Source organism: Denitrobaculum tricleocarpae (assembly GCF_007004665.1).
Classification (GTDB): Bacteria; Pseudomonadota; Alphaproteobacteria; order Kiloniellales; family Kiloniellaceae; genus Denitrobaculum; species Denitrobaculum tricleocarpae.
This window is the reverse complement of sequence record NZ_ML660055.1, coordinates 494,286-520,072: the sequence shown is the minus strand read 5'-3', so window position 1 is coordinate 520,072 and position 25,787 is coordinate 494,286. Positions and strand designations below refer to the sequence as shown.

At 59.6% G+C, this 25,787-nt stretch carries 24 protein-coding genes; 1 reads left to right on the top strand and 23 read right to left on the bottom strand.

Annotated features, from left to right (window positions below; translation table 11 throughout):
- Window positions 1-28: 28 nt before the first annotated feature.
- The gene (locus FKG95_RS29920; RefSeq protein WP_218940205.1) at window positions 29-769 is read right to left on the bottom strand and encodes a choice-of-anchor E domain-containing protein; all 741 of its coding nucleotides are present in this window, start codon (window positions 767-769) and stop codon (window positions 29-31) included.
- A 525-nt stretch (window positions 770-1,294) separates the two neighbouring features.
- Between FKG95_RS29920 and FKG95_RS14710 the strand changes: the two genes are divergently transcribed.
- Entirely contained in the window at window positions 1,295-2,164 is an 870-nt protein-coding gene (locus FKG95_RS14710; RefSeq protein WP_142897106.1) for a delta-class carbonic anhydrase, read from the top strand.
- A gap of 152 nt (window positions 2,165-2,316) precedes the next feature.
- On the opposite strand, the gene FKG95_RS14705 is transcribed toward FKG95_RS14710, so the two are convergent.
- The 22 genes from FKG95_RS14705 to FKG95_RS14600 all read right to left on the bottom strand — a co-directional run bounded on the left by FKG95_RS14705 (window position 2,317) and on the right by FKG95_RS14600 (window position 25,674).
- Window positions 2,317-2,682 carry a nuclear transport factor 2 family protein gene (locus FKG95_RS14705; RefSeq protein WP_142897105.1) on the bottom strand — a complete coding sequence of 122 codons (366 nt, stop codon included), beginning with the start codon at window positions 2,680-2,682 and terminating at the stop codon, window positions 2,317-2,319.
- 90 nt (window positions 2,683-2,772) lie between these two features.
- Complete coding sequence (locus FKG95_RS14700) at window positions 2,773-3,183, bottom strand: RidA family protein (protein WP_142897104.1); 411 nt, start codon at window positions 3,181-3,183, stop codon at window positions 2,773-2,775.
- Between the two features lie 91 nt (window positions 3,184-3,274).
- Window positions 3,275-4,030, bottom strand: coding sequence for a glycerophosphodiester phosphodiesterase (ugpQ, locus tag FKG95_RS14695; RefSeq protein WP_246116786.1), 756 nt, complete (start codon window positions 4,028-4,030; stop codon window positions 3,275-3,277).
- A gap of 273 nt (window positions 4,031-4,303) precedes the next feature.
- On the bottom strand, window positions 4,304-6,412 hold the full coding sequence (gene pnp, locus FKG95_RS14690; RefSeq protein WP_142897103.1) for a polyribonucleotide nucleotidyltransferase: 2,109 nt from the start codon (window positions 6,410-6,412) through the stop codon (window positions 4,304-4,306).
- Between the two features lie 268 nt (window positions 6,413-6,680).
- Window positions 6,681-6,950: a 30S ribosomal protein S15 gene (gene rpsO / locus FKG95_RS14685; RefSeq protein WP_142897102.1), complete on the bottom strand. Its 270-nt coding sequence runs from the start codon at window positions 6,948-6,950 to the stop codon at window positions 6,681-6,683.
- Window positions 6,951-7,076: 126 nt separating this feature from the next.
- Window positions 7,077-8,015 carry a tRNA pseudouridine(55) synthase TruB gene (gene truB / locus FKG95_RS14680; protein WP_142897101.1) on the bottom strand — a complete coding sequence of 313 codons (939 nt, stop codon included), beginning with the start codon at window positions 8,013-8,015 and terminating at the stop codon, window positions 7,077-7,079.
- Window positions 8,005-8,451 (bottom strand): 30S ribosome-binding factor RbfA, encoded by a 447-nt coding sequence (rbfA, locus tag FKG95_RS14675; protein ID WP_142897100.1) that lies wholly within the window; start codon window positions 8,449-8,451, stop codon window positions 8,005-8,007. Before rbfA ends, truB begins: the two co-directional genes overlap by 11 nt.
- Before the next feature lie 120 nt (window positions 8,452-8,571).
- Complete coding sequence (gene infB, locus FKG95_RS14670) at window positions 8,572-11,199, bottom strand: translation initiation factor IF-2 (protein ID WP_142897099.1); 2,628 nt, start codon at window positions 11,197-11,199, stop codon at window positions 8,572-8,574.
- A gap of 13 nt (window positions 11,200-11,212) precedes the next feature.
- The gene (locus FKG95_RS14665) at window positions 11,213-11,920 is read right to left on the bottom strand and encodes an RNA-binding protein (RefSeq protein ID WP_246116785.1); all 708 of its coding nucleotides are present in this window, start codon (window positions 11,918-11,920) and stop codon (window positions 11,213-11,215) included.
- Between the two features lie 25 nt (window positions 11,921-11,945).
- Window positions 11,946-13,532: a transcription termination factor NusA gene (gene nusA / locus FKG95_RS14660; RefSeq protein ID WP_142897098.1), complete on the bottom strand. Its 1,587-nt coding sequence runs from the start codon at window positions 13,530-13,532 to the stop codon at window positions 11,946-11,948.
- A gap of 138 nt (window positions 13,533-13,670) precedes the next feature.
- Window positions 13,671-14,207: a ribosome maturation factor RimP gene (gene rimP / locus FKG95_RS14655; RefSeq protein WP_425456757.1), complete on the bottom strand. Its 537-nt coding sequence runs from the start codon at window positions 14,205-14,207 to the stop codon at window positions 13,671-13,673.
- Window positions 14,208-14,359: 152 nt separating this feature from the next.
- Window positions 14,360-15,106 (bottom strand): tRNA (guanosine(46)-N7)-methyltransferase TrmB, encoded by a 747-nt coding sequence (gene trmB / locus FKG95_RS14650; protein WP_425456758.1) that lies wholly within the window; start codon window positions 15,104-15,106, stop codon window positions 14,360-14,362.
- A gap of 114 nt (window positions 15,107-15,220) precedes the next feature.
- On the bottom strand, window positions 15,221-16,393 hold the full coding sequence (metK, locus tag FKG95_RS14645; protein ID WP_142897096.1) for a methionine adenosyltransferase: 1,173 nt from the start codon (window positions 16,391-16,393) through the stop codon (window positions 15,221-15,223).
- 302 nt (window positions 16,394-16,695) lie between these two features.
- Window positions 16,696-17,157: a helix-turn-helix domain-containing protein gene (locus FKG95_RS14640; protein WP_142897168.1), complete on the bottom strand. Its 462-nt coding sequence runs from the start codon at window positions 17,155-17,157 to the stop codon at window positions 16,696-16,698.
- A 118-nt stretch (window positions 17,158-17,275) separates the two neighbouring features.
- Window positions 17,276-18,886, bottom strand: coding sequence for an apolipoprotein N-acyltransferase (lnt, locus tag FKG95_RS14635; RefSeq protein WP_142897095.1), 1,611 nt, complete (start codon window positions 18,884-18,886; stop codon window positions 17,276-17,278).
- Window positions 18,879-19,814 carry a hemolysin family protein gene (locus FKG95_RS14630; RefSeq protein ID WP_142897094.1) on the bottom strand — a complete coding sequence of 312 codons (936 nt, stop codon included), beginning with the start codon at window positions 19,812-19,814 and terminating at the stop codon, window positions 18,879-18,881. The genes lnt and FKG95_RS14630 overlap by 8 nt, the downstream gene beginning before the upstream one ends.
- A complete protein-coding gene (ybeY, locus tag FKG95_RS14625; RefSeq protein WP_142897093.1) occupies window positions 19,811-20,449 on the bottom strand; it encodes an rRNA maturation RNase YbeY in 639 nt (212 codons plus the stop codon). The genes FKG95_RS14630 and ybeY overlap by 4 nt, the downstream gene beginning before the upstream one ends.
- Window positions 20,450-20,621: 172 nt before the next feature.
- On the bottom strand, window positions 20,622-21,626 hold the full coding sequence (locus FKG95_RS14620) for a PhoH family protein (RefSeq protein ID WP_179954100.1): 1,005 nt from the start codon (window positions 21,624-21,626) through the stop codon (window positions 20,622-20,624).
- On the bottom strand, window positions 21,623-23,125 hold the full coding sequence (gene miaB / locus FKG95_RS14615; protein ID WP_142897092.1) for a tRNA (N6-isopentenyl adenosine(37)-C2)-methylthiotransferase MiaB: 1,503 nt from the start codon (window positions 23,123-23,125) through the stop codon (window positions 21,623-21,625). The genes FKG95_RS14620 and miaB overlap by 4 nt, the downstream gene beginning before the upstream one ends.
- Window positions 23,126-23,210: 85 nt before the next feature.
- The gene (locus FKG95_RS14610; protein WP_246116784.1) at window positions 23,211-24,230 is read right to left on the bottom strand and encodes a lysophospholipid acyltransferase family protein; all 1,020 of its coding nucleotides are present in this window, start codon (window positions 24,228-24,230) and stop codon (window positions 23,211-23,213) included.
- 1 nt (window position 24,231) lies between these two features.
- Complete coding sequence (locus FKG95_RS14605) at window positions 24,232-25,116, bottom strand: GNAT family N-acetyltransferase (RefSeq protein WP_142897091.1); 885 nt, start codon at window positions 25,114-25,116, stop codon at window positions 24,232-24,234.
- A 138-nt stretch (window positions 25,117-25,254) separates the two neighbouring features.
- Complete coding sequence (locus FKG95_RS14600; protein ID WP_142897090.1) at window positions 25,255-25,674, bottom strand: Fur family transcriptional regulator; 420 nt, start codon at window positions 25,672-25,674, stop codon at window positions 25,255-25,257.
- Between the last annotated feature and the right edge of the window lie 113 nt (window positions 25,675-25,787).

Sequence of the window (25,787 nt, the reverse complement as noted above, 5' to 3'; positions counted from 1 at the left end):
TCTAATTACTCGCTCTATCTCAAATGGCTTACAACAGGCGGCGGCGGAGACTGGCCAAGCCCAGTAGACCCAACCCCAAGAGGGCCAGCGTTCCCGGTTCCGCGACTGTGGGGACGGCGCGGTCAAAGCTGTAGGTCACGCGAAAACCACCGTCGCCAACGGGGGCCAAAGGCCCCTCGCCAAGCCAATCGAAGTTAAGACCAGACCCGAAACCACAGCTCCCGTTTCCGTCAATACTGCACTCAAGCGTCAGAAGCGCAGCCAACTCGACGTCAAAAGTTCCCGCACCGCTGAAAAAATCAAGGTCGGCATCATCGACCAGAAAATTGCCTGCGAAGAATGTGTCGTCTTCTATAAAGCCGCTGCAGGAACCGCCATCGAAAGTTGCGCAGCTGCCGCTCGGAACTACGCCTAGCGGATTTGAAGACAGCTCCACCCCGGGCAGACCCGTGATATCTGCTGTCATGGTCGCCAGACCGGATGCGTCAACAGTGAGCACCGTATCATCTGCATCGGCCGTACCGCTGTAGGTTCCGGAAAGGCTCGCCTGCGACAAAATATCGAACCGCACGCCGGTCAAAGTGCCGAGGCTGGAGTCGAACTTGGCAAAATTCAATGTCTGAGACACGCCGGTCTCGCCCAGTGCATTCACTTGTGTTCCGATGGTGAATTCCTGGAGCTCGGTTATGGTCGCGGCCTGGGCCGTTCCCGCGAGCAAAACGGCACCGGCAACAGCGATAAGAGCCCCCTGGATCAAACTTCCGTTCATTTTATTCGTCCTTTTATCTTGCACTGAAACCAACGCGCTCAATCCCCCGGCCGGCCATTTCGCGGGCCTGGACTCCGCAAGAATTTTGACGGAAGGTCGCTCGGTAAAGCTGGAAGCCTGGAAGCAAGAATTACGCCACTTCTATGAGTTAGGCGATTTCAACGGCTTAGGACGCCCCGCCGGAGCCTTCTCCTGCAGGTTGAAAACTTTGCCGACAGTTTTCATGAAAACACTCACGCACCAAGGCTTCAAAAAGCAAAAAATAACAATATGTAACAGAGAGTTACGGGGTATTCCGGAGTATTTCTTATTGTAAACTATTTCGACAGATCGACCGTACCGCTGCTCCAGTTACCTGTAGGATGCCTCGATTTCCTTGAGATAGAGACATCGGTAAGTGAAACCGGGACAGGCGATTCCATCAAATACCGCGTCTCCTCGACTCTAAGTGACGCTATACTCAATTGAAATAGCGGGCCGGCACCTTAAGTCTTGGGCAGAACAAACACTGCTCAGGAGAAGCACATGAACAAGGCGGTTCTCACGCTCGCCGCATCGGCATCCTCGATCCTTATGTTGAGCAACGTTGCAATGGCTGTCAGCCATTCGAAGGCCCCGGTCGCGGACGAGGTCATCGCGGAACAGCGGCAAAAGCTGGCTGAAACAACCAAGGGCGCCGGCTTCGGCCCGCAATCCCCGCGCGACATCAGCTCGATCGCAGGAACCAACGGACGCGCCTTCGAGGCAGCCCCGGCCTATAGCGAAATGAACCTCTGCAACATTCATTTCCATGAGGGCGCCGAGCACAGGGGCGGCCAGTTCACGAAGTACGCCGGCAACGGTGACGGCAAGGGCTACGGCACCGGCTTCGAGTATTCCGGCGAATTGAGCGAGGCGGAACTGGCGCCGGTCGCCATGAAAGTGGGCGCGGGCGAGCACGGCGGGCTGGTCCCCGGCGACACCATCGAAGTTCACTACGTCCATTCCACCGCCCAGGTCACGCCGGGCCCCACCCTGGGATCCTGCCTGAGCGAGTCCATCATGAACCCGCAGCTGCGCGTCGAAGCACAGGTTTTCGTTCTGGTAAATGACGAGAACGCGGCGGACTTTATGGAACTGACCGAGGTCGGCATGGTCGATGGGTTGCACCAGGCCCTCAACATTCCCGACAATACCGGAACGCCCGTCCACTACGCCGGCTCAACGACGGGTCCAAGCTACAACGAGAAGGGATCGCCGCTCCAGGTCACATGGAATGTCCGCCCGGAAGTGCTCAAAGTGAATATCCAGACCGTCGCCACCTGGCTGGAAGATAATATCTTTGACGAGGGTTACGCCCACGGCGTCAGAAACCTCATCTACAACAAAGACCTTCTCTCGGAAATTTCTCAGTAAGGCGCTTTGAAACGCAACGCCTCACAGGCCGATCGCGTGAGGTCAGTCAGTCTTGCCTGCCGGCGGTTTTATAATCCGAACGGCAGGCTTATGACGCGGTTACGGCATCCTGCGCCGGATTTGGCGCGGGATGCCGCTGCCCTCAGACCGCTTCAGGCAGCGGCCTGAACGTCGACTTCGCGGATCAGGCCGGCAGGTGAGAACGCCAGGGTCTCGACACCCTGACGCAAAACGGCGTCACCAGTTGAAGCTTCTGTCGCGGTCAGGGCAAAAGCGAAGATCACATTGGTATCTTCTCCATCCCGGTATTCAGCGACCTCCCACCGGACGTCGGGAAACTTCGCGAAGAAACCCCGCATCATCTCCAGGATGGCCGGCCGGCCCTCGAAAACGCCGACCGAAGACGAGCGATAGATGGCGTCGGGTTCAAAGAGTTCCGCGATCGCCTCCAGATCATGCCGGTTCGAGAGTTCCACATACTGCCGTGCCAGCGCCGGGAGATCCTTTGCTTCGGCCATGATCACCGCTCCTTTTTTCACGCGCTTTGCGATCGGCAGAAAGCGAAACCTCCAGCGCCACGTCAAACCTGCGCAGCGGTCGCCGGCCGTTCAGGACGCGACCGCCTCACCCTCGATCTCGACCAGGAAGTCCGGCGCCGCCAGACCGGCCACCACGACATAAGTCGCGGCGGGGGCATGCCCGTCGAGCATCCGGTCCCGGATTTCCCGATAGAGGCCCGTCGCATCAGCCTGCGTGACGTAGACCGTGATCTTGATCAGGTCTTCCTTGGTCATGCCTTCTGATTCGAGAATGGCGAAAATATTCTGCCAGCAACGCTCCATCTGCGCGGCCATGTCGCCGGGTATGCCACCGGCGAGCGTTCCGTCCGGATCCAGGCCGACCTGACCGGCGATCACGAGCCGCCGCGGCGATCCGGTGACGACAGCCCCGTGACTGTAGTTCGACGCCGGCGGCGCGATACCCTCCGGCGTAATGAATTTCGTGGACGCTGTGCTCATCCTGGCTCCCCAATTCGTTTGCTGTGACAAAAGTAAGACATTTCGAAAAGCCGAAGCCTGAAAAAGAGCGCTTTATCCCCTAAAAAGGGCACTAAGCGATGGCGCGGGCGATGACATCCGGCGCGTCGGTGATCAGGCAATCGATGCCCCAATCGATCAACTCGCGGGCCTGGTCCGGATCGTTTACGGTGTAGACCGCAAGGCCGTAGCCCGCCGCCTTGGTTTCGGCGACCTGGGCCGCGGTGACGGCCTTTGCATAGTGGTGGATCGTGGCGCAGCCCAGTCTCTCGGCAACCGCCTGCCAGTCCTCCGGCAGTTCCTCAATCAGGTAGCCGCGCGGCAGGTTGGGGGACTGTTCCTGCAGTGTTTTCAAACTCTCCAGCGAAAAACTGCTCATCAGCGGCGCAGGCGTCGACGTGGACGCCGAGCCGGGCCAAACCTGCTCGAGGACCGCGATGGTCCGGGTGACCGTCTCGGCATCTTCACCGGGAGAGGGCTTGATTTCAATGTTCGCCGCCATGCCGAGCTCCAGCAACAGCACGAGGGTTTCCTTGAGCGTGGGGACGGTTTCGCCCGCGAAATCAGCGGCAAACCAGCTGCCGGCATCCAGGCGCTTCATTTCCGCGAGGCTGACATCGGCCGCCGGGCGACCGTCGCCTGTCGTGCGCTGAAGCGAGTCGTCATGCATCAGAACCGGGATGCGGTCGGCGGTCAGCTTCACATCGAACTCCACCCAGGACGCCCCGAATGCCGCGGCTTTGCGGATGCCCGCCAAGGTGTTTTCCGGCGCCGAGGCCGCGGCACCGCGATGTCCCATGATCCGCGGAAGAGACAGAGTCCCTGACACAGTTTTCTCCCTAATGCCTTGCAGCAGAACACTTTTTTCGACTGCCGTCGGCAAGCTGACTGACGTCCGGTCGAAGCTTTGGCGTTGGGGCAGTTTCACAAGCCCGGCAAATCGCCGTGCGCGATTCTATCTGAACTTGAGCTGCTCCACGCGATCGGACACGAGCCATTGGTTTTAATGAATCGCCCGCCGGGGGCATAGATAAAAGTCATAAAAATAAAGGGCGGATGCCATCGCACCCGCCCTTTTTCAATCTTCCTTGCCTCTGGCTGTTCAGCCTTCGGCAGCTTCCAGATCAGCGCCGGTTTCCTGATCGACACGTTTCATGGAGAGCTTGACCTTGCCGCGCTCCAGGCCGATGCACTTGACCTTGACCTGGTCGCCCTCCTTGACCACGTCGCCGACCGCACCGACCCGTTCTTTGGCCAGTTCGCTGATGTGAACCAGACCGTCGCGCGGACCCATGAAGTTCACGAACGCGCCGAAGTCCATAATCTTGACGACCTTGCCGTCGTAGATCACGCCGACCTCAGGTTCAGCCGTGATGGACTTGATCCAGTTGATCGCGGCGTCGCCCTGCTCCTGGTCGACAGCGGCAACCTTGATCGTCCCGTCGTCTTCGATGTCGACCTTTGCGCCGGTGGTTTCGCAGATCTCGCGGATGACCTTACCGCCGGTGCCGATCACTTCACGGATCTTATCCTTCGGGATCTGGAAGGTGGTGATGCGCGGCGCATGATCCGACACGCCGTCACGGGCATCGGTCAGGGCCTTGGCCATCTCGCCCAGAATATGCAGGCGGCCTTCGCGCGCCTGGCCCAGAGCGATCTCCATGATCTCCTTGGTGATCGAGGTGATCTTGATGTCCATCTGCAGGGCGGTGATACCGTTGTCGGTACCCGCGACCTTGAAGTCCATGTCGCCCAGATGGTCTTCATCGCCGAGGATGTCGGAGATAACCGCGAAGTCATCGCCTTCCTTGATCAGGCCCATGGCAATACCGGCAACCGGGCTCTTGAGCGGTACGCCGGCATCCATCATGGACAGCGATGCGCCGCAGACCGACGCCATCGAGGAGGAGCCGTTGGACTCTGTGATCTCGGAGACCACACGGATGGTGTAGGGGAAGTCCTCCTTGGTCGGCAGCAGCGGACGGGACGCACGCCAGGCGAGCTTGCCATGGCCGATCTCGCGGCGGCCCGGAGACTTCAGGAAGCTGGCTTCACCGACCGAATAGGGCGGGAAGTTGTAGTGCAGCATGTAATGCTCACGATAGCTGCCCTCGAGCTGATCGATGATCTGCTCGTCCTGGCCGGTGCCCAGAGTCGTCGTGACCAGTGCCTGCGTCTCACCACGTGTGAAGAGCGCCGAACCGTGGGTCAGCGGCAACACGCCGACCTGGCAGTCGATCGCGCGCACATCCTTGGTGGTGCGGCCGTCGATGCGGGGCTCACCCTTCAGGATGTTGCCGCGCACCACTTCGCTCTCCAGGGACTTGAAGAGACCGCCGGTCATCGGCAGTTCTTCCTCGCTGAGTTCGGCAACCGCATCGGCCTTGACCGCAGCGATCTTGTCCTGGCGCAGCATCTTATCCGCTTCACCATAAGCCTCGGTCAACTTGGCGATAATACCGCCGGACAGCAGCTTCTCGCGCAGAGCTTCGACCTCGGGCGGCGGCGGCGGCACGTCGCGCGGCTCGCGCGCACAACGCTCAGCCAGCTCGATAATGGCCTTCATGACCGGCTTCATGGCTTCATGACCGAAGTTCACGGCGCCGAGCATCACCTCTTCCGACAGCTCGTTCGCCTGGGATTCGACCATGAGAACACCCTCGCTGGTGCCTGCTACGACCAGGTCCAACTCAGACTCTTCCATCTCATCCATGCGCGGATTGAGGATGTACTCACCATCCTTATAGCCGACACGCGCGCCACCGATGGGGCCCAGGAAGGGCAGGCCGGAAATGGTCAGGGCAGCCGAGGCGCCAACCATGGAAACGATGTCTGGATCGTTCTCGAGATCATGACTGATCACGGTGCAGATCACCTGGGTCTCGTTCTTGTAACCCTTGGCAAAAAGCGGGCGCAGCGGACGGTCGATGAGACGGGAAGTGAGAGTTTCCTTCTCACTGGGACGGCCTTCACGCTTGAAGAAGCCACCGGGAATCTTGCCCGCGGCAAAGGTCTTTTCCTGGTAGTTCACCGTCAGCGGGAAGAAGTCGATGCCCGGCTTGGGCGACTTCTGACCGACAGCCGTGCAGAGGACGACCGTATCCCCGTAGGTTGCCATGACGGCGCCATCGGCCTGACGCGCAACGCGGCCCGTCTCCAGTTTGAGGGTGCGTCCGCCCCACTCGATTTCTTTTGTGTAGATATCAAACATCTTATCTTAGATCCTTAGATTCACGTCGGAATCAAAAAAAACGCCGGACCCACGTAAAGGACGAAGGGAAGGGCATGACACACCCATTCCCGCAACGTCCTTTGCGTTGGCCCGGCACATATCGCATATCGCGCCGACGTACCCGCAATACCGTTTTCATTGAAGATACCGCCATTGGCCCGCCCCGATCCCAGCCCGGTTGCCGGCCAAAGCCATAAGCGGGAGAGAAGGGTATCGAAGGCGGAGCCTCATGGCGATCGCCCTGCGCCTAGCGGCGGAGGCCTAAGCGCTGGATCAGGGCTTCATAGCGGCTCTGTTCCTTGCGCTTCAGATAATCCAGCAGGCGACGGCGCTGACCAACCATGATCAGAAGTCCGCGGCGCGAGTGGAAATCCTTCTTATGCGTCTTGAGATGCTCAGTCAGGTTGATGATCCGTTCCGTCAGGATCGCAACCTGCACTTCCGGTGACCCGGTATCGCCCTCATGTGTGGCGAATTCTTTAACCAGTTCGTTCTTTCGCTCAGCCGTAATCGACATCGCAGTATCCTCATTTCAAGAGAGGCCGTGACCGTCATTCTTCAAAATGACCGCTCAAACAGCCTCTTGTTCGTCAGGTTAGAGAACGACCGGCTTCATGATGATGTCATCAGAAAGGGACGCACTCTAGAGGTTGAGTACTCGGACCGGGTGGATTTCGCCCGCTTCATAACGTGCCAAGGCCACCGGTGTATCGCTGGTCCTGGCAAAAACAATTGATCCGCTATTCAGCGCGCGAACCTGATCGCTAAGGCTGCGGGCCATCATGGACACCGACTGACCGGATCGCAATCTCGCCGCCTCGGTCTCGGATAAGGCCAGCGCCGGGATGTCGTCCAGCGCGGTCTCGACCGGGAGCAAAAGCTCCAAGGCGGCGGGACTATGCCCTAAGGCCTCAAGAGATTCCAGCGAAATCGCGTCCTCTTCATGGAAAGGTCCGACCGAGAGCCGCCTCAAGGCGCTGACATGGCCAAAAGTACCCAGATTCCGGGCCAAATCACGTGCCAGGGACCTGACATAAGTGCCCTTCCCGCAGTCGATCTCGAACCAGGAATGGTCTTTGTCGTCCGATTCCCCCTCCGGAGCACAATGCTCAAAGCGGTAAATCTCCACAGAACGGGCCGCCAGCTCGAAGTCCTGATTGTCCCGCGCCAGGTCATAGGCACGTTCGCCCTGAAGCTTGATCGCCGAAAAGCGGGGCGGAATCTGCTGTATCGTGCCGAGGAACGCGGGGAGCGCCGCTTCGATCTCAGCCTGTCCCGGCCTGAGATCGGAACTTTCGATGACCTCGCCCTCACCATCGTCGGTCGAGGTCGCCTGGCCCCAACGCACCTGGAAACGGTAGGTTTTCCGGCCATCCATCGCATAAGACACGGTCTTGGTCGCCTCGCCCAGCGCCAGCGGCAAAACTCCGGTCGCCAGAGGATCCAACGTGCCGCCGTGACCGATTTTTTGCGCATCAAGCGCCCGGCGAACCCGGCCGACAACCTGGGTCGAGGTCACCTCGAGCGGCTTATCGATAATCAGCCAGCCATGGATAGGGCGGCCCTTACGCTTACGCGCCATGATCCTCTTTGCCCGGCTCCTGCTCCAGATCGGGGTCGTCCTGTTCGAGAACGCTTGCCAGGTCGCGCTGAACCCCCGCATTGCGCAAAAGCGTATCGATCTTGTTCGCCTCGTCGAAAGAGTGATCCGCGGCGAAGGACAGGCGCGGGGAGTTGCGCAGGTCGATAGCGCGCGCGACCTGACCACGAAAATAGCTCAACGCGCGATTAAGAGCCTCGACCTTATTCTCCAACTCGGCACCGCCAAGAGGAATCACAAAAACGGTCGCATTGCGCAGATCCGGACTGAGGCGGACTTCAGTGACCGTCAGGTTTGCATCCGCGAGGGCAGGGTCGGAAAGTCCGCCGCGGGAAATAATCTCCGACAAGACATGCCGCAGCTCTTCGCCCACGCGAAGTTGCCGCTGGCTCGGAGCCCGGCTCCGGCTTCTTTTCATGATCGTTCCTTAATTTCTCGATCAGGAGGGTCTGATTAACGGTAGACCTTCCAGTCCCAGGAGTTGCCTGACACAAGCACATCGGTCCGGGCGTTCCCGGACCGATGGCTCTGCCGCGGGCTAAAGCTCGCGAGCGATCTCCTCGACCTCATAACACTCGATTTGGTCTTTAACCTGAATGTCGGTGTAGTTCTCGAATGCCATACCGCATTCGTAACCTTCCCTGACTTCCTTGACCTCGTCTTTGAAGCGCCGGAGGGTTTTCAGGGTGCCGTCGTGAATCACCACAGAGTCGCGCAGCAGACGCACCTTGGCACCGCGCTTGACGATACCTTCGGTGATCATGCAGCCCGCAACCTTGCCGACCTTGGAGTTGCTGAAGACCTCACGGATTTCAGCGTAACCCAGGAAGTTCTCGCGCTGTGTCGGCGAGAGCATGCCGCTCATGGCCGCTTTGATATCGTCGACCACGTTGTAGATGATCGAATAGTAACGGATATCGACAGCGTCACGGCGCGCCATGTCACGCGCCTGCGGATTGGCACGCACGTTAAAGGCAATGATCATCGCGCCGGTCGAGCGGGCCAGGGTGGTATCGGACTCGTTGACACCACCGACACCCGCGTGAAGGATCCGGGTCTTGACCTCGTCCGTACCCAGTTTTTCCAGGCTGGATACGATCGCCTCGAGAGACCCCTGAACATCCGACTTGATCACGACCGGCAGCTCGGACGCTTCGCCTTCCTTGATCTTGTCGAGCATTTGTTCAAGCGTACCGCGACCGGAAGCCGCCATCTCTTTTTCGCGCTTGGTCTGCCCGCGGAACTCGGCAATCTCGCGTGCCCGGGCCTCATGCTCGACCACGATGAAATCATCGCCCGCCAGAGGTGCGCCGTTCAGGCCCAGGACCTCGACAGGGAGCGCCGGACCGGCTTCTTCAATAGACTTACCGTGCTCGTTGATCATGGCTCGAACGCGGCCCCATTCCGAACCCGAGACAAAGATGTCACCGATTTTCAGGGTACCACGCTGCACCAGAACCGTTGCAACCGGGCCGCGGCCTCGCTCCAGCTTGGCTTCGATGACAACGCCCTGCGCGGCGCGGTCGGGGTTGGCGCCAAGCTCCAGAAGTTCAGACTGCAGCAGGATTGCCTCGATCAATTTATCGAGATTGGTGCGCTCCTTCGCCGAAACTTCAATGGCCAGAATGTCACCGCCCATGTCCTCAACGACCAGCTCATGCTGCAGGAGTTCGGTCTTGACCCGGTTCGGATCGGAATCCGGCCGGTCGATCTTGTTGATCGCGACAATGATCGGAACCTCGGCGGCCTTGGCGTGATTAATAGCCTCAACCGTCTGCTCCATAATGCCGTCGTCAGCGGCCACGACCAGAATGACGATGTCAGTGACATTGGCGCCGCGCGAACGCATCTCGGTAAAGGCCGCGTGGCCCGGCGTATCGATAAAGGTGACTTTGTCACCGGATTCGACCGTTACCTGATAGGCGCCGATGTGCTGCGTGATACCACCGGCCTCGCGTCCGGCAACGTCGGTCGAGCGCAAAGCATCCAGCAGGGAGGTCTTGCCGTGATCGACGTGGCCCATGATGGTGACGACGGGCGGACGTGGCTTCAGGCTGCCTTCCTCGTCGTCTTCGCCGCGCATACCGATTTCGACGTCGGCAGCCGTCACCCGCTTGATCTTGTGGCCGAATTCCTCAATCACAAGCTCCGCGGTATCTGCATCGATGGTCTGATTGATGGTCGCCATGACGCCCAGCTTCATGAGGGTCTTGACCACCTCGACGCCACGTTCGGCCATCCGGTTCGCCAATTCCTGGACTGTGATGGTTTCGGGAACGACCACGTCGCGAATCACCTTGTGGGGCGCCTGCTGACTGCCGCCGCGCTCGAGCGCCTTCATCTTTTCGCGCTGACGCTTGACCGAAGCCAGAGACCGCTGGCGGCCTTCGCGGCCTTCCAGGGCCTGACTGATGGTCAGCTTGCCATGACGGCGGCGCTGATCGGTTTCCCTGCGGCTCGGCGTCTTGGGTGCGGGTGCGGCGGATTTGCGCTTGATCCGGCCGCCAAGGTCCTCTTCCAGATTGATACCGCCCTTGCGTGCGGGCGCATCGTCCGTTTTCGCGGGTGCGGGAGGCGCTGCTTTTTCCGCAGGAGCCGTTTTAGCCGCAGGCTGTTCCTTGACGGCAGGAGCTTCCGGTTCCGCGAGCGTTGCCTCGGCGGCACGCTTGGCGTCCTCTTCAGCCTGCCGCTTGGCTTCTTCCTCAGCGAGCTTGCGGGCAGCTTCTTCCTCGGCAGCGCGACGCTTGTCTTCCTCTGCCTGGAGGCGCTGTTCTTCTGCCTCTTGCAGCTTACGCTGTTCGTCTTCCAGCTTCGCAGCTTCGAGCACCTTGATGCGCTTCGCCCGCTCGTCCTGTGTCAGGTGCGAGAGATCCTTCGCCGGGGAAGCGGCCTGCTCTTCGGGAGCTTCAGCAGCGGCGGGCGTTTCGCTACTGGGAACAAAAGCACGCTCAGCGACCTCACGGCCCTGCGTCACTTCGGTCATTCTGCCGCCCTTACCAGGGGCAAAAGTCCGGCTGCGCTTGACCTCGACTGTAACGGCCTTGGAGCGCCCATGACTGAAGCTCTGTCTGACCTGACCCGTCTCGATCGTCTTCTTGAGCTCGAGAGTGCCTGGCCGGCTCAGCTTCAGCGGCTTTTTGGTTTCTTTTTCGTTGCTCGTCGTCATTTGTTCCCGGCACTCACTTTCCAGGTCGTCGTCCGTTCGGGACTGTCCCGCCCGGAGCTTCTAATTCGCCATGCCGAACACCCGCTAATTTTGCCGCTTCCGCGGCAATACGATCAGCGAAACCGCCCGGCGCGACGGCGATATGCACCGACGCCGGACGACCGAGTGTACGCCCCAGTTGCTCAGCATCAAACAGTTCCAGCACCGGCAAACCGGGCGTTACCGCCCGTCCCAGCGCACGCAGCTTCCCGCGTCCGTCTTCGGCCGCATCCGCAGCCTGGATCAAAAGACCCGCCTTACCCGCCGCCAACCACGACTTGACCTTATCGTGTCCGGCAACCAACTGTCCGGCACGCTTCGCTAGACTGATAAGCTCAAGACACCGAACGCCGAGCAACCGCTCGACCAACACACCCAAATCTTCAGGTACATGCACAGCCGATTTCGCCGCGCGGGCGAAAAGATTGCGGGTACGAGCCTTGTCTATCATATCTCGGCGCGGAGACAACCACAATCCGCGTCCTGGCAACTTGCAGGCCAGATCCGGAACCAGCGTTCCATCCGGTCCAACGACAAACCGCAGGAGCTCGGCGGGTGGGTGTCGCTCACCGCTGACGATGCAGCGGCGCAGAGTTTCCTTGGCAGAACGGCGTGAGTCCGCTGCTTCAGGCTTTCTCAAGCCTGGATCAGCCGACTGTGCGCTTTCTGCCTCCGTCATCATGTGCAACCCGTACCACCGCCCGGACTCAGGCTTCTGCCTGAGGCTCGGACTGAGCTTCAGAGGCGGCATCGGCGGCCGCCGGAGCGGCGCCAGCAGCTGCGGGCGCCTCTTCATCATCGAACCAATGGGCTCGTGCGGCCATGATGATTTCGTTGGCTTCGTCCAGGCCCGGTGCCAGGTCACCCAGCAACTCGACGAGCTCATCACCGGCGAGATCAGCAAGATCATCGAGAGTCTTGACCTCGGATTCACCGAGCTTAATCAGCATCGCGGGCGTCACGCCGGCGATCGCCGCAATGGCATCGTCGACACCAAGCTCGCGGCGGCCTTCCTCGAACTGACGGTTCTGCTCCTCCAGGAAGCCCCTGGCCCGGGCCCGCAGCTCTTCCGCCACGTCTTCGTCAAAACCTTCAATCGACGCCATCTCGTCAATAGGCACGAATCCGACCTGCTCAATGGAGGTGAAGCCCTCGGCAACGAGCAGGTGGGCAATCACGTCGTCGACATCAAGGGAATCCATGAACATCTGGGAGCGCTGCTTGATCTCTTCCTGACGGCGCCGGGATTCTTCCTCCTCGGTCATGATGTCGATGTCCCAACCGCTCAGGATCGAGGCCAGGCGGACATTCTGTCCGCGCCGGCCGATCGCCAGGGAGAGCTGCTCGTCGGGAACGACAACCTCGATCCGGCCGGCTTCTTCATCCAGAACCACCTTGGAAACCTCGGCAGGCGCCAAGGCGTTAACCACGAAGGTCGCCGTATCCGGCGACCAGGGAATGATGTCGATCTTTTCGCCCTGAAGTTCGCTGACCACCGCCTGAACGCGGCTGCCGCGCATACCCACACAGGCGCCGACCGGATCGATCGAGGAATCGTTTGAAATGACGGCGATCTTGGCGCGGCTTCCGGGATCGCGGGCCACCGCCTTGATCTCGATAATACCGTCATAGATCTCAGGCACTTCCTGAGAAAAGAGCTTGGCCATGAACTGGGGATGACTGCGCGAAACGAAAATCTGCGGACCGCGCTGCTCTTCACGCACATCGTAGATATAGGCGCGGACCCGATCGCCGGTGCGGAAGGATTCACGCGGCAGGGTCTCGTCACGCCGCATCATGGCTTCGGCGCGTCCCAGATCGACGGTCACATTGCCGAATTCGTTCCGCTTCACGATGCCGTTGATCACTTCGCCAACGCGGTCCTGGTATTCCTTGAACTGCCTGGAACGCTCTGCTTCACGGACCTTCTGAACGATCACCTGCTTGGCGGTCTGAGCGGCAATGCGGCCCAGATCAATCGGCGGGAGATCCTCGATGATGTGCTGGCCCAGCTCGATGCCCGGCTGACGCATTTGCGCGTCTTTCAGGATCATCTGAGTCTGCTCGTTCTCGATTTCCTCGACCGCTTCGACGTAACGTCGCAGATGCACTTCACCGGATTTACGGTCGATCTCGGCGCGGATATCGTGCTCGTGACCATACTTCGCACGCCCCGCTTTGGAGATCGCCTGCTCCATCGCGTCGAGAACTTCGTCCCGCTCAATCGACTTTTCCCGGGCAACCGCGTCAGCAACTTGCAAAAGCTCGGTTTTGTAAAGAACACTCGTTTCCATGATCACTCGTTTCCTGATTCCGTCATTGCCGCTCATCACTTCGCAACAGCCGGATTGGACCCCGGCCTTCTGCCGGGTCGCCGATCCCGAGCCGCATGAGCGGCTCTGCACCTCATATAGTCAAACCACGCCTATACTCTAGTGCTGTGCGTCCTGATGCGCCGCAATCAATTCGTCGGTCAACACCAATTTTGCCTTGGCAATATCCTCAAACGGCAGGCTGACCGCCTGGCCATCCACCGTCAGCGTCACATTTTCACCCTCGACCCCCAGCAGGCGGCCGGAAAACCGGCGCCGGCCATCCATCGGCATCGAAGTTTCCACCTTCGCCTCAAATCCCGCGAAACGCTCGAAATCCGTGAGGCGGGTCAGGGGCCGGTCGAGCCCCGGGGAACTGACCTCCAGCTCGTAAGCCTGCGAGATCGGATCCTCAACATCGAGGATCGCCGCAACCGCCCGGCTGATGTCGGCACAATCCTCAACGGTCATCGCCGCCTCGTCCCGGCGTTCGGCCATGATCTGAAGAACGGTACGCCGGTCGCCGCCCAAACGGACGCGGACGATATCGTAATCCATATCCTCAATGGTCGGCGCGATCAGCTCCTCAACCCGTGCGGCAAGACCCTCACTGGTCTTGGCACGCTTCGTCACTGCCTTTTCAGGGGCGTCGTTCAAGCACCGAACTCCAATTCGAGAACACCTAACAAAAAAGTGGGCCGGAGGCCCACCTGCTTGGTAGCCCAATGCAGTCAAACCAACCAGACCGCATCAAACCCGTATAGCGGTCGCAATCTAACGCTGGAACCAGCAGCACCGCAAGGCTTTTCTCAAGGAAAGGCGCGGCCTACCGCGGCGCGCGGCAGGCGGCGGAATTTCAGGTAGGCCGGTTTCCGCCCGGCTTCGATCGCCTTACGCTCGTAACGGGTCTCCGGCCAGTCCTCCGGGCGCCGGCGCCAATCCTGTGCCTGATCCGCCGTCCAGACGAAATCGCGCCGCCGCATCAGATGTTCTAGCATCCAGCACAGATAATCCGGATCGTCAGTTGCCAGGCGCAACTCGGCGTTATCGGCCAAAACCCGCGCCAGTTCGTCGAGCGTATCATCTTGAACCAACCGGCGCTTATTGTGACGCGACTTCGGCCAGGGGTCGGGAAAAAGAATGAAGACCCTGGTCAGTGACGCCGCAGGGAGCCGGGGCAGAAGGTCACGGACATCGCCATCGTAAATCCGGAGGTTCTCGAGCCGCCGGTCGTCGATATGACGCAGCAGGCTGGCGATACCGTTGAAGAAGTATTCCGCGCCCAGGAAACCGACCTCCGGGCGATGCGCCGCCTGCCAGGCCAGGTGTTCGCCACCGCCGAAACCGATCTCCAGCCAGAATTCCGATTTCGGGGCGGCCACATGATCCGGGCTGGGGGCCTGCCCCTCCAGAAAGAGGGCCGGAAGATCAGCCACGCGGTCTGCTTCGGCGGGCAGATCGATCCGCAGACGTGGCAGCAGAGTCTCGACCAGCGCCTGCAGCTTTGCCCGCAGAGGACGGCCATGCCGGCGGCCATAGAACTGACGCTCCGGAATATGGGACGGTTTCGACATGCTCCGGGTCCCGGCCTCTAACAACTCGAACCGATCACAAGCTTATCCCATGTTCCGCCGGAGCGCACAGAGGCTCCGGCCATGAACAAAACGGCCTTATGCGCCGAAAGCAGCCTTCAAGCTGGGAACCAGGTCCGTCCGCTCCCAAGAGAAACCGCCATCGGGATCGGGTGCACGGCCGAAGTGGCCGTAAGCCGCCGTCCGCGCATAGATCGGCTTATTCAGGCCGAGGTGCTCGCGAATGCCGCGGGGCGAAAGGTCCATGTTCTGACCCAGCAACGCCGGGAGGCGGGTGAAGTCGACCTTTTCGGTCCCGTGGGTATTCACATAGACCGAGAGAGGCTTGGCGACACCGATCGCGTAGGAAAGCTGGATCGTGCAGCGGTCCGCCAGTTCGGCCGCGACCACGTTCTTGGCCAGGTAGCGCGCTGCATAGGCTGCTGAACGGTCGACCTTGGTGGGATCCTTGCCGGAGAAGGCACCGCCACCGTGCGGCGCCGCACCACCATAGGTATCCACGATGATCTTACGCCCGGTCAGGCCGGCATCGCCATCGGGGCCGCCGATGACAAAGCGTCCGGTCGGGTTCACGTAGAACTCATGTTCATCACACATCCAGCCTTCCGGCAGGACGTTTACGACGTGCGGACGAACGATCTCTCGGATGGCATCCTGGTCGAGATCTTCCGCATGCTGCGTCGAAACCACGACCGAGGTGGCACGCACCGGCATTTCATCACGGTACTCCAGCGTGACCTGGCTCTTGGCATCGGGACCAAGGCCCGGTTCAGCCCCGGAATGCCGGGCTTCCGCAAGAGATTTCAAAATGTTATGTGCCAGAAAGATTGGTGCGGGCATCAGAACTTCGGTCTCGCGGCAGGCATAGCCGAACATGATCCCCTGATCCCCAGCGCCTTCATCCTTGTTGCCGGCGGCATCGACACCGACCGCGATATCCACCGACTGCTCATGGATGTAATTGCTGACGTCCATCGTGTTCCAATGAAAGCCGTCCTGTTCGTAGCCGATGTCCTTCACCGCGCTCCGGGCCACCTGCTCGATCAGGTCGGGGGTCACCTCCGCCGGTCCGCGCACTTCTCCCGCGAGAACAATGCGGTTTGTCGTCGAGAGTGTTTCAACCGCGACGCGCGCTTCCGGATCGTGCGTTAAGAAGGTATCTACCACCGCATCTGAAACCCGGTCACAAACCTTGTCCGGGTGACCTTCAGAGACAGATTCACTGGTAAACAGAAAGCTCTCTTCGTGCACTATTAGGTCCCCCATCAGCACAGATTAGAATTCGATACGACGCGATCGAATTGTGTAAAAAAGAATTCAGGCGCCAATCGGAAACGCGTTTCCGAAAACGACTGGCGCCTCTAGAACCAAAATGCACGCGAAAGGTCAAGAACAAACGCGATCAACCGGGGAGGCTGATCGCGTTATGCACCTAAAATCCTCGGCTGCGTCCAAAAAAAACACAACCGTCCGCGAGCGCCTCGCACTCACCCAAGGATCGACAGAGAGGTCGTCGAACGCAGACCTTCCGCAAACCCGGAGAGTGACCGCTACTATTCGCCGTCGGAAGCGGCGCCCAGAGCTTTCGTCATTTCGAACAAACGCTTGCGCACCTGCGGATCAGAAATCTTGTAGTACGCCCGAACCAGTTCGAGGGTCTCACGCTTCGCCATCGGATCTGGTTCGTGGGTGTACATCTCCTCGTCGGTCACACCCATGTCACGGATCTGCACAGGGGACTGCGCAGCAACAGTGTCAGGCATTTCCGCGAAGAAATAACCAATTGAAACGTCGAGAACCCGAGACAAATCGTAAAGACGACTCGCACCGACACGGTTTGCTCCACGCTCGTACTTTTGAACTTGCTGGAACGTCAGGCCAATGGCCTCGCCCAACTTTTCCTGGCTCATACCGAGGAGGGTACGGCGAAGCCTGATGCGACTACCAACATGGACGTCGATAGGGTTTGGCTTTCCTTTTCCGCGCACCGGCTGCATTTCCTGAACGCCACTCATCGTCGAATTATCCTTAAGCTTATCCACTATTACTATTCTCTGTTATAAGCATACTACTGTATGCGGTCAACGGTTTTTCGCGACTTTACGTCAGGTAAATACCCAAGCTATTCAAGTTTTAGCTGAAATTTCTTAGACCGAATCCAAGCGCGATGAAAAGGAACAACTGTGTGATAAGTTTCCAACCACTTGATATTGAATAAATTTCTTGATTAACAACCGGCTTGGGAAGCGCAACATCGAGGACGCCCGACTTTCCAAGCTCAATTCGGCTCAAAACGCGGCCGTAACCATCAATGACACCAGAGATTCCGGTATTTGCCACCCGAATTACGGGAATCCCCTCTTCGACTGCACGGAGCTGTGCGGACACGAAATGCTGCCTTGGTCCGGAAGAGTCGCCGAACCAGGCATCGTTGGTCACGTTGATGATCCAGCCGGGCCGCTCGCCCGGATCAACCACCTGTCCCGGGAAGATGATTTCGTAACAGATCAACGGGCTTGCCGGCGGAAGGCCGGGCAGGGACAGGGTGGTCGGGCCCGGGCCCGAGGAGAAATCGCCCCGCCCGGCCGTCAGTTTCGAAAAGGAGAGAAGCCCGCGAAAGGGCACATATTCACCGAAGGGAACCAGATGGAACTTGTCGTAATTCGCCGCAAGCGAGCCGGTCACATCAAAGACCTGGAAACTGTTCCAAGTCAGAGGCCGGCCGGCAGTCGGCCGTTCAAGCGCGCCGTTTTGTCCCGCCCCCATGCGCGGCACGCCCGTCAGCAGTAAGCCGCCCGCGGGCGCCGCAGAGGCGATCAAGCGGCGCAGCTGGGCATCCCTCTCATCATTGGACAAAAGGAAGGGAATGGCGGTTTCCGGCCATATGACATGCGTGACTTTCTCAAAACCCGGCGCGCGGCTCAGCCGGATGATGTCATTGACATGTCCAAGCCGCAGATCCTGGCGCCATTTCTCCGATTGCTCGACATTGGGCTGAACCAGCCGAAGCATGACATCTTCGACGACATGGGCATCGGGATCGGGCGCCGAGGCAAGCCGGGCCATGCCCGCGCCCCAGACGACAGCCGGCAGAATCAGGAAGACCAGAACCGCGGCGCGGTTTGCACCGCCCGGCCGATTTGGCTGGCCATCACGACAGACAAGTGCCGCTGGCGCGGCAGCGGCCAAAAGCGTCATGAATGACAAGCCCCAGATGCCCGCCAAGGCTGCCAGTTGCAGCATGGCCGGGGAGAAGCTCCAGACGCTGCCCATGAGGTTCCAGGGAAACCCGGTGAAAATCCAGGACCGCAGCCATTCGGCCAGCACCCAGAAAACCGCCAGGCCAACGACGCGCGCGGCACCGTTCCAGGCAAGTAACGCAACGGCATAGAGCGCGAGAGCCTGAAACACGGCCAGCAGCCCAGCGAGACCCAGGACCGCAAAGGGCATGAGAAACCCATACTGCGCAGCGTCGACCAGAAAGGCATGGCCGACCCAGTAGACTCCGACCACCCCATGACCGAGGCCGAAACTCCAGCCAAGGAGGGCTGCCTGACGCGGCCGGTCGAGACCGTCGAGCAGCCAGAGCAGGCCGCAAAATGCGGGAATCAGGAATGGAAAGAGATGGACCGGCGGCAGGGCCAAGGCCGCTAATGCCCCCAAAAGCGCCGCCGTCGCATAACGCCGCCAGCCTTTGAGTGCCGCAAAAAATACGGCGCAGCGTCCAGGAAAAGCTTCAATCATCCGTGTCTTCGGACTCTGGACGCTGTGGAAGTTCCCGAATGCGCAATCGCTTCACCCGCCTCGGATCCGCCTCGAGAATTTCGAAACAGATCCCGCTCGCAGGATGAACAATCAACTCGCCGCGCGCCGGAACGCGGCCGGCCAGGAAAAACACCAGTCCACCCAGAGTGTCGATGTCTTCGTCGCGTTCCTGGTCGGAGAGAACCGGTCCAACCAGCTCCTCGAATTCCTCCACCGTTGCGCGGGCATCCGCAACAAGCAGTCCGTCTGAACGCTCGACCAGCTTGGGACCTTCATCAACATCGTGTTCGTCCTCGATCTCGCCAACGATCTCTTCCAGCAGGTCCTCGGTCGTCAGCAAGCCGTCGATACCGCCGAATTCGTCGACAACCAGCGCCAGGTGGACCCGGGAGAGGCGCATCTCCAGCAAGAGATCGAGAACCCGCATGGAGGGCGCGATGATCAGAACCTTGCGAACGATATCCGCGAGCTTGAAGGGCTTCTGCTGTTTCGTATGTTCCAGCAGATCCTTGATATGCACGATCCCGACAACGTCATCCAGGGTCCCGCGAAACACCGGCAAACGGGAATGCCCGGCGCGGCTCATCACCTCGATCAGCTCTTCTATGGGTGTGTTGATATCCACCGCAACGATATCGGCCCGCGGAACCATAACGTCATAGGTCGTCAGATGCCGGAGCTTGAGGATATTGCCGAGCATCATTCGCTCGTCTGTGCTGATCGGCGTCGCCGCCTCGCTCTCGTCCTCGTTCTCCTGGATTTCGACGATGATCTCTTCAATGGTCTCGCGCAGTTGCGAGTCACCGTTGCGCGACTTGAACAGCCCTGACAGCCAGGTTTTCAGCCCGCCGAGCGCGGATGACTCACCCGATCTGGCCGGTTTGTCGTTGCCTGCCGCTTCGCTCATTGTGAACCCGCCATTGTTTCCTGACCGGATTGAGTTGGTTCGTCCCGGACATTGCGGTAGGGATTGGCAATACCAAGGCCCGCAAGAATCTCGACTTCACGCCCCTCCATCTCCTCCGCGTCCTCATCCGTCTCGTGATCGAAGCCCAGAAGATGAAGCACGCCATGAACGACCAGATGACTGATATGGCTGTTCAGGCTCTTGTTCTGCTCGGCCGCCTCGCGGGCGACCGTTTCTCTGGCCAGGATGACGTCCCCCAGCAAAAGGGGACCCTCCGCGTGCGCGCTCATCGGCAGAGTGTCCTCATCATCCAGAGCCGCAAAGGACAAGACGTTGGTCGGCTTGTCGAAGCCCCGGTAGTCGTTGTTCAGGGTCTGTATATGTGCATCGTCGACCAGCACCAGGCTCAGCTCGACGGGGCCTTCGCGCAACGACGCCGGAGCCGCACCGGCAAAAGCCGCGGCGGCGGCGCGCTGAATCACGTCGTCACGCGCCCCGGTCCCGTGGTCCAACCCGCAACCAGGATCGACAGACACGTCATCCGATGGAGATAAATCGGGGAGAATCTCATGCCAGAGCGAATCGAGAACCGCGATTTCCATATTTAAGCTGGTACTATCAGGGTCGTCGTTCATCTTCTCAAGCGAACTGCCGCCGTATCGACGCAATGTTTACACATGCACACCTGGACCAAGGTCTTTCCTGATTGAACGGTTGTGCCCCCGTCCCGCAACATCGAAACTCCTACCGCGACTTGAAACCGGCCGAAACCCAAGTGCAGCTCGCGCATCGCGCATCCCGATCTTGTCAAGAGCCCGAGGGTTTGTCACGCGCTTCATAGGCCTTCACGATCTTGGTCACAAGATCATGCCGCACGATATCGGCGTTGGTGAACTCCACAAAGGAAAGCTCTTTCATGCCGCGCAGGGTATCGACGGCGTCCTGGAGTCCGGAGAGCTGGCCCTTGGGCAGGTCAACCTGAGAGAGATCGCCCGTAATCGCCATCCGGCCATTCTCCCCCAAACGGGTCAGAAACATCTTCATCTGCACCGGCGTCGTATTCTGGGCCTCGTCCAGGATCACGAAGGCGTTGCTCAAGGTCCGGCCCCGCATGAAGGCGAGCGGCGCAATCTCGATTTCGCCGCTTTCCAGCCGTCCCGCAATCTGTTCCGCAGGCAGCATATCGTGCAGCGCGTCATAAAGGGGGCGGAGATAAGGGTCCACCTTGTCGCGCATATCACCCGGTAGAAAACCCAGACGCTCACCGGCTTCGACGGCGGGACGCGAGAGAATAATGCGTTCAACGCGGCCGGTGATCAGCATCGATGTCGCCACTGCGACCGCGAGATAGGTTTTACCGGTTCCCGCAGGCCCCAGGCCAAAGACCAGTTCATGATCCAACAGCGCGGATATGTAACGTGCCTGTCCCGGCGAGCGCGGTGTGAGCTTCCGGCGCCGGGTGACAATGGTCAGGTCGTCGCCATGCATGGATTCAACCGAGGCCTTCTTATCCGGCTCCCGCAGGTCGGTCTGGACCATCCGTGCGGCAGCATCAACTTCGCCTTCGCCAACATCCATTCCTTTGCGCAGTCTCTCGTAGAGGGCATTGACCGCGTCGCTTGCCGCCTGCACCTGTTCGGGCGGGCCAGAGATCGAAAGCCGGTTTCCGCGGGACGCCACACGAACGCCAAGCCGCTGTTCCAACCGTGCCAGATTTTGATCGTGTTCGCCGTAAAGCAGAGGAAGAAGTCCGTTATCGTCAAATTCTATGACTGCCGGGCCCTCAGAGCCCTTTCCAGAAGACCGGTTCAAGATGCGGCCTCCATCGCCGGGCCACCGACCGGCCCGGTCGCCTGGCTGGAAGAGGGCGCCTGGCTGGAAGAGGGCGCCTGGCTGGAAGATGTTGCCCCTGCTGCAGCTATGCCGTTGTAGCTTCCGGTCACGACCGAGCCCTCCAGGCTGCGGGCGTGTGCCTTGTCGATCCGCACTTCGACGACTTCCCCCAGAAGACGCCGATTGGCTTCGACAAACACCGACTGCATAAACGGGCTACGCCCCGAGAGCTGGTGCTCCCGGCGCCCGGTCTTTTCCATCAGAACCGGCATGGTGTGTCCGACAGACGCCTGGTTGAAAGCCACTTGCTGTGCCGACAACAGGTTCTGCAGGGTTTCCAGACGCTCGCTTTTCACCGTCTCGTCGATCTGCTGTTCGATCGCTTCGGCAGGCGTGCCAGGCCGCGGACTGTACTTAAAAGAATAAGCCTGGGCGTAGCCGACATCGGTAATCAGCCGCAGTGTATCGGCAAAATCCTCATCACGTTCGCCAGGAAAGCCAACGATAAAGTCCGAGGAGAGAGCAAGCTGCGGGCAAGACTCGCGCAAGCGCTCGACGACCCGCCGGTAGTCATCCGCCGTATGGCGCCGGTTCATCGCCTCGAGTATCCGGTCCGAGCCGGATTGGACCGGCAAGTGAAGATAAGGCATGACCTTAGGCTCGTCGCCGTGAACCGCAATCAACTCATCATCCATATCCCGGGGGTGAGACGTGGTGTAGCGCAAGCGCTCCAGGCCATCAATTTCCGCCAGATAACGAAGCAGGCGGCCAAGCCCCCATGTCCCCGGGGTTACAGATGCGCCGCTCTGGGCCGCAAAGACACTTGAAGGCGCACTGCCGTGATAGGCGTTCACATTCTGACCCAGCAGCGTGATTTCCCGAGCACCCGCTGCCACGAGACGCTGCGCCTCGGCAAAGATGTCCGAAGCGGGACGCGAGAATTCCGCACCGCGGGTGTAGGGCACGACACAGAAGGTGCAGAACTTATCACAGCCTTCCTGAATGGAGAGAAACGCCGCCGAACCCTCGACGACCGACTCTTCCGGCAAGGCATCAAATTTCGACTCAAGCGGAAAATCGATATCCAGAACACCGCCCGCGTTTTCCTCACGTAGAGTGCGCGTCACCAGTTCCGGGAGACGGTGGTAGGTCTGAGGACCGAACACCAGATCCACCTGAGGCGCCCGCCGCAGAATCTCATCACCTTCCGCCTGCGCGACACAGCCGGCCACGGCCAGAATCATGCGCCCGCCATCAGCACTCTTTTCCTGCTTCACCTGCTTCAGGCGGCCAAGCTCGGAAAACACCTTCTCGGAGGCTTTCTCCCGAATGTGGCAGGTGTTGAGAATAATCATGTCCGCGCCGTCCGGCTGATCGGTCGGCAAATACCCCAGAGGCGCCAAAACGTCCGACATGCGCGTCGAATCGTAGACGTTCATCTGGCAGCCATAGGTCTTTATAAAAAGCTTCTTTGACACTTTTTGCTATACCCGCATGCTCGGATCGGCCAGTCGATGCGGTCTTAAACAGCAACCGCAGACGGGCTCAAACGAGACGTTTCGTTCATTCCTTCGCCGGACTCACAACTGGCGCCGAACTCACAACTGGCGGGGACGCCGAAGCCGGCGTTTCCGGCTCTTGGACATCTTCAGCTCGACTTATCCGCCGATCCGCTTTTCGCCGCTCTTCCAGCGGACGCTCATCGGTCAGTCGAGCCAATTCGCGTGCTGCAACAAGTTGTTCGACCCGCTTGCGCGGACGGCCCGATAAAGCGGCGGCGACACCGATCGACACCTGACGATAACAGTGATCGCTCATCGCTTTGCGCGAGTTAAACTCGTCGAGCGTGACGGGCGGATGGAAATCGACCACCACCGTGACCCACCCCAAACCAACGGCGCGCCATATATGACCCGCCAGTTCCATATCGCCATACCAGGCGAAGAAGGGCCTTAGATAGCGTCCCATGGGCACGCCGTCGAGTCTTGTGTAAGCAACCGATACCGGCTGCACCGTTATCGGTTGTCCGTCGAACTCGGTCTTGGCGGCCGCAAAGAGCGCAGACTTAAAGGGTAGGACCGAATTGCCGTCGTTGGATGTTCCCTCGGGAAACAGGAGAAGATCGTCGCCCGCCTGCAGGCGCAACGTCATCTCATCCCGGCCTTCGCCCGATTTGTGCCGCCGCCTTTCGACAAAAACCGATCGCTGTAGTTTTGCCAGCCAGCCGAAAAACGGCCAGCTCGCCACCTCGGACTTGGCGATGAAAGACGCCTGAAGCAGCGACCCCAGCACCATGATGTCAATGTAGGAGCTGTGGTTTGCGACATAGAGTGTCGGATGCGTGCGGGATTGCCGGCCGCGTCGTTCAACCCGAAACCCCAGGATCCTGCAGCACTGCCGGTGATACCAGCGCGGCAAACTGCGCTGCAGATTGGAGCCTCTGAGCACAGCAACATATTGGATGGGTATCAGAACGATCGTAAAGGCAGCGTAGACAAGAATACGGCAGAGTGACCGCAGGAACGATCCGGGATTGGGATCCGTCGACTCCCGCGACGGATCCATAACATCGACAGCGTCCATTCTAGCCGTCGTCCTGCCCGTCGGTCGCCGGCTGATCGCCGGACGTCGGCAAGGTCTCTACTGGAGCCTCGCCGGCCCGTTTCACCTCGTCGCCGATATAGTGGCGTCGATACTTTCCGGTCACGGAAGCCATCTGAACAACGACGCAGACGTCGGTTGTTCCGAACTCGTGGTCGACCACTGCGCCATCGCCGACATAGCCGCCGAGCCGCAAATAACCCTTGATCAGCGGCGGCATCTCGCGGAGCGCCTGCCTGGGCAGAATGTCTTCTTCCTGCGCCAAATCCATAGCCTGATAGCGGCTTGCGACGGCGCGGGGCCTGAGATCCTCGGGTGCCAAATGGTGCCGGTACAGATAAGAAAGAGGCAAGGCCAAAGCCTGCGGATCCGTTCCGGGGAGACTCGCGCAGCCGAACATCAGCTCGACATCGTAGGTCATGACGTAGGCGACGATGCCTTTCCAAAGGAGTTGCATCGCCCAGCCCTTGCGGTAGTCCGGGTCGATACAGGAGCGGCCGAGTTCGAGAATCTCACCGGGATGATCGAGCAGCTTGGAAATGTCGTACTCATCGGCGGAATAGAACCGGCCGCAACGTGCCGCAGCTTCGCGGCGCATGAGCCGATAGGTTCCGATCACGGACTCCGGGCCGCCGCCAAGCGATTGATCCAGCATGAGCAGATGATCGCAATAGTCATCGAACTCGTCGAAATCGCGCTCAAGCGCGGCCACCTCTGCGGAGGGTTTTGCAGCCATGTCGCGATAAAAAATCCTATAGCGCAAAGCCTGCGCCGCCCGGACCTCCGCTGCCGATTCCGCCAGTCGAAGCACGATGTTGTTCGATCGTTCCTCGATCGGGCGACCCTCTGTCGTATCCAGCAGTACCATCAAGGCTTCCCCTTCACGATCGCGTCACCGGCTTCACTTGATGAAAGTTCCTGTAACAAATGCTTCGCCCGATCGAAAGAATGTAAAGATCTGAGCGCTGCGGACACGGCGGGCACCACCTAATGCCACTCCTTATCCTTAATGGGAATCTTCGTTCTGGCGAACCGCGTAGAGTTCCAGGCGATGGCCTACCAGTTTGTATCCGAGAGACTCGGCGATCTGTTGCTGAAGTTTCTCAATGGTTTCGTTACTGAATTCAATAACGTCACCGTTGTTTACGTCAATAAGATGATCATGATGCTCCGTCGGCACCTCTTCGTAGCGGGCCCGCCCGTCGCCAAAATCGTGACGCTCGAGAATATTCGCTTCCTCGAAGAGCTTTACTGTGCGGTAGACCGTAGCAATTGAGATTCTCTGGTCATGTTTGGAGGCGCGCTGATAAACCTGCTCAACGTCCGGGTGATCTGTTGACTCGGAGAGGACCTGGGCAATGACCCGGCGCTGCTCGGTCATCTTCAATCCCTTGTCTACACATAACTGTTCGAGGCGTGACGTCATGATTCTGCCGTAAAATGAAACCTATCGCGGAGGACTATAACGTAAAAAGCGCCACCCGGCCAATGCAGAGCAGCGCTTTTTAAATGCTTTGGCACAAGAGTCACTTCAAGACC

What these genes read in the sequence shown, in the direction of transcription:
- FKG95_RS29920 (WP_218940205.1), bottom strand. Translation starts at nt 769, where the DNA reads ATGAACGGAAGTTTGATCCAGGGGGCTCTTATCGCTGTTGCCGGTGCC.
- FKG95_RS14710 (WP_142897106.1), top strand. Translation starts at nt 1,295, where the DNA reads ATGAACAAGGCGGTTCTCACGCTCGCCGCATCGGCATCCTCGATCCTT.
- FKG95_RS14705 (WP_142897105.1), bottom strand. Translation starts at nt 2,682, where the DNA reads ATGGCCGAAGCAAAGGATCTCCCGGCGCTGGCACGGCAGTATGTGGAA.
- FKG95_RS14700 (WP_142897104.1), bottom strand. Translation starts at nt 3,183, where the DNA reads ATGAGCACAGCGTCCACGAAATTCATTACGCCGGAGGGTATCGCGCCG.
- pnp (WP_142897103.1), bottom strand. Translation starts at nt 6,412, where the DNA reads ATGTTTGATATCTACACAAAAGAAATCGAGTGGGGCGGACGCACCCTC.
- rpsO (WP_142897102.1), bottom strand. Translation starts at nt 6,950, where the DNA reads ATGTCGATTACGGCTGAGCGAAAGAACGAACTGGTTAAAGAATTCGCC.
- truB (WP_142897101.1), bottom strand. Translation starts at nt 8,015, where the DNA reads ATGGCGCGTAAGCGTAAGGGCCGCCCTATCCATGGCTGGCTGATTATC.
- rbfA (WP_142897100.1), bottom strand. Translation starts at nt 8,451, where the DNA reads ATGAAAAGAAGCCGGAGCCGGGCTCCGAGCCAGCGGCAACTTCGCGTG.
- infB (WP_142897099.1), bottom strand. Translation starts at nt 11,199, where the DNA reads ATGACGACGAGCAACGAAAAAGAAACCAAAAAGCCGCTGAAGCTGAGC.
- FKG95_RS14665 (WP_246116785.1), bottom strand. Translation starts at nt 11,920, where the DNA reads ATGATGACGGAGGCAGAAAGCGCACAGTCGGCTGATCCAGGCTTGAGA.
- nusA (WP_142897098.1), bottom strand. Translation starts at nt 13,532, where the DNA reads ATGGAAACGAGTGTTCTTTACAAAACCGAGCTTTTGCAAGTTGCTGAC.
- FKG95_RS14640 (WP_142897168.1), bottom strand. Translation starts at nt 17,157, where the DNA reads ATGAGTGGCGTTCAGGAAATGCAGCCGGTGCGCGGAAAAGGAAAGCCA.
- lnt (WP_142897095.1), bottom strand. Translation starts at nt 18,886, where the DNA reads ATGATTGAAGCTTTTCCTGGACGCTGCGCCGTATTTTTTGCGGCACTC.
- FKG95_RS14630 (WP_142897094.1), bottom strand. Translation starts at nt 19,814, where the DNA reads ATGAGCGAAGCGGCAGGCAACGACAAACCGGCCAGATCGGGTGAGTCA.
- ybeY (WP_142897093.1), bottom strand. Translation starts at nt 20,449, where the DNA reads ATGAACGACGACCCTGATAGTACCAGCTTAAATATGGAAATCGCGGTT.
- FKG95_RS14610 (WP_246116784.1), bottom strand. Translation starts at nt 24,230, where the DNA reads ATGGACGCTGTCGATGTTATGGATCCGTCGCGGGAGTCGACGGATCCC.
- FKG95_RS14605 (WP_142897091.1), bottom strand. Translation starts at nt 25,116, where the DNA reads ATGGTACTGCTGGATACGACAGAGGGTCGCCCGATCGAGGAACGATCG.
- FKG95_RS14600 (WP_142897090.1), bottom strand. Translation starts at nt 25,674, where the DNA reads ATGACGTCACGCCTCGAACAGTTATGTGTAGACAAGGGATTGAAGATG.